Origin of the sequence: Roseomonas rosulenta, from assembly GCF_016106005.1 — a bacterium.
GTDB classification, from domain to species: domain Bacteria; phylum Pseudomonadota; class Alphaproteobacteria; order Acetobacterales; family Acetobacteraceae; genus Neoroseomonas; species Neoroseomonas rosulenta.
The window spans coordinates 1-2,196 of the sequence record NZ_JACADR010000454.1 but is presented as its reverse complement, the minus strand read 5'-3'; the positions used below and the strand labels follow the sequence as shown (position 1 = coordinate 2,196).

The window sequence follows — 2,196 nt, the reverse complement described above, 5'->3', positions numbered from 1 at the left end:
GACGCGGAAGGCGCGAAGGGGCGATGCCCCTTCGCCCCGGATCTGGAGGGGCTCTGCCCCTCCAGACCACCCCGCCAAAGGCTTAGGGCCTTTGGAAGCCACGATTTTGGGATCGGGATCGTCTCGCGGTCCGGCGCCGGGAAAGCGGCATTGTCATAGGCTCCTGGGCCTTTGACGCCGTGGTGCGCAGGGACAGAGGCCCTCCGGCCTCCCCACGCAGAAGCCACTCTTCTTCCCAACCCGGCGTCACGTCCCGCAGAAGGTCGCCCGTACCCGCTGCTCCGGCCGCGGCGGCTCAGCATACCGCTCACGCCTAGGCTGGTCCTCGAAGGGGCGCGCCAGCACCTCCAGCAGCGCCTCGAAGGGTGCCAAATCGTCGCGCTGCACGGCCGCCGCCAGCGCCTCCTCGACCAGGTGGTTGCGCGGGATATAGGCCGGGTTCACCGCGCGCATCGCCGCCGCGCGCGCACCCGGCGCCACGCCGTCGGCGGCGATCCGCGCCTGCCAGCGCGCGAGCCAGTCGCGCCCCGCTGCCGGGTCGGCAAAGAGCACCGCGAAGCCCTCCCCGTCGCCCTCGGCCGCGTCCGCCAGCCGGCGGAAGGCCAGGGTGAAGTCCGCCTCCTGCTCCGCCATGCGCGCCAGCAGGTCCTGGATCAGCTCCTCGTCGCCCGGCCGTTCGTCGTGCAGCCCGACCTTGGCCAGCAAGCCGGCGCGCCAGGCGGCGCCGAAGGCGGGCGAGAAACGCGCCAGCACGGCCTTGGCCTTCTCGACCGCCGCGGCCTCATCCTCGCCGATCAGCGGCAGCAGCGCCTCGGCCAGCCGCGCAAGGTTCCAATGCGCGATCGCCGGCTGATTGGCGAAAGCGTAGCGGCCCTGGTGGTCGATCGAGCTGAACACCGTCTCCGGATGGTAGTGGTCCAGGAAGGCGCAGGGGCCGTAGTCGATCGTCTCCCCGCTCACGGCGCAATTGTCGGTGTTCATCACGCCATGGATGAAGCCGACAAGCATCCAGCGCGCGACCAACGAGGCCTGCCGCGCCACCACGCCCTCGAAGAAGGCCAGCGCAGGATTCTCCGCGTCCGCCGCCGCGGGGTCGTGCCGCGCGATGGCATGGTCGAGCAGCGCGCGCAGCGACGCCGCATCCCGCCGCGCGGCGAAGTACTGGAAGGTGCCGACCCGGATATGGCTGGCGGCGATGCGCGTCAGCACGGCGCCGGGCAGCGCGTGCTCGCGGAAGACGTGGTCGCCGGTCGCGACCGCCGCCAGCGCGCGCGTGGTCGGGATGCCGAGTGCCGCCATGGCCTCCGCCACGATGTATTCGCGCAGCACCGGCCCAAGTGCGGCCCGCCCGTCGCCGCGGCGCGAGAAGGGCGTCGGCCCCGATCCCTTCAGCTGGATGTCGCGCCTTTCGCCGGCCGGCGTGACGACCTCCCCCAGCAGGATCGCGCGGCCATCGCCCAGGCTCGGCGAGAAATGCCCGAACTGGTGCCCCGAATAGGCCTGCGCGATCGGCTCCGCGCCATCCGGCACATGATTGCCCGCCAGCATCGCCACCCCGGCGGGCGAAGCGAGCCAGGCGGGATCGAGCCCGAGCTCCGCCGCCAGCGCGTCATTCAGCCGCAACAGGCGCGGCGCGCTGACCGGCGTCGGCGGCAGCCGCGCGAACAGCGCCTCCGGCAGGAGGGCGTAGCTGTTGTCGAAGGCGGGCGGGCGGCCCGCCACGGCCCCGGGGGGCGCGGCGGCAAGGGTGGTGTTTGGCATGGCGAAGGGCACATCGCGCTCCGGCGCCGCGCGCACAAGGGGCGCGGGCGCCGCTCACTCCGGGCGCAGGCGGCGCGCGGTGCCGAGGCGGAACAGCGCCTCGGGGTCGGCGCTGCCCTCCAGAACGAAGTCGATGCGTGCCTCCGCGCCGGCTTCGGGCGGCAGGCGGAAGCGGAAGACGCGCGGCGGATCGCTCTCGTCGAAGGTGGCCAGGGGGAAGATTTCGATCCGCCCGAGGACGCGCGCCGGGCGGCCCGGCGCGACGAGGCGCAGCTCCAGCCCGGCGACACCCGTCGCGGCCGGCCTGTAGGCCAGCACCGGCACCTCCAGGATCGCTTCGGCGGCGCTGCCCGGCGGCAGGGGCATCGTCGCCGGGCGGCCGGCGCGCGCCTCGCCCCGCGGCTGTGCCAGGCAGGCGGGGGTGCCCGCACCCAG

2 protein-coding genes are annotated in these 2,196 nt (G+C 74.0%); both read right to left on the bottom strand.

What is annotated here, in order from left to right; genetic code table 11:
• Positions 1-246 precede the first annotated feature (246 nt).
• Complete coding sequence (locus tag HW578_RS25725; protein ID WP_198373558.1) at positions 247-1,761, bottom strand: protein adenylyltransferase SelO; 1,515 nt, start codon at positions 1,759-1,761, stop codon at positions 247-249.
• A 54-nt stretch (positions 1,762-1,815) separates the two neighbouring features.
• The coding region (locus tag HW578_RS25720) for a hypothetical protein (RefSeq protein WP_198373557.1) at positions 1,816-2,196 on the bottom strand (381 nt) is incomplete at its 5' end.

Coding starts and splice junctions, on each gene's coding strand:
- HW578_RS25725 (WP_198373558.1), bottom strand. CDS start 1,761: ATGCCAAACACCACCCTTGCCGCCGCGCCCCCCGGGGCCGTGGCGGGC.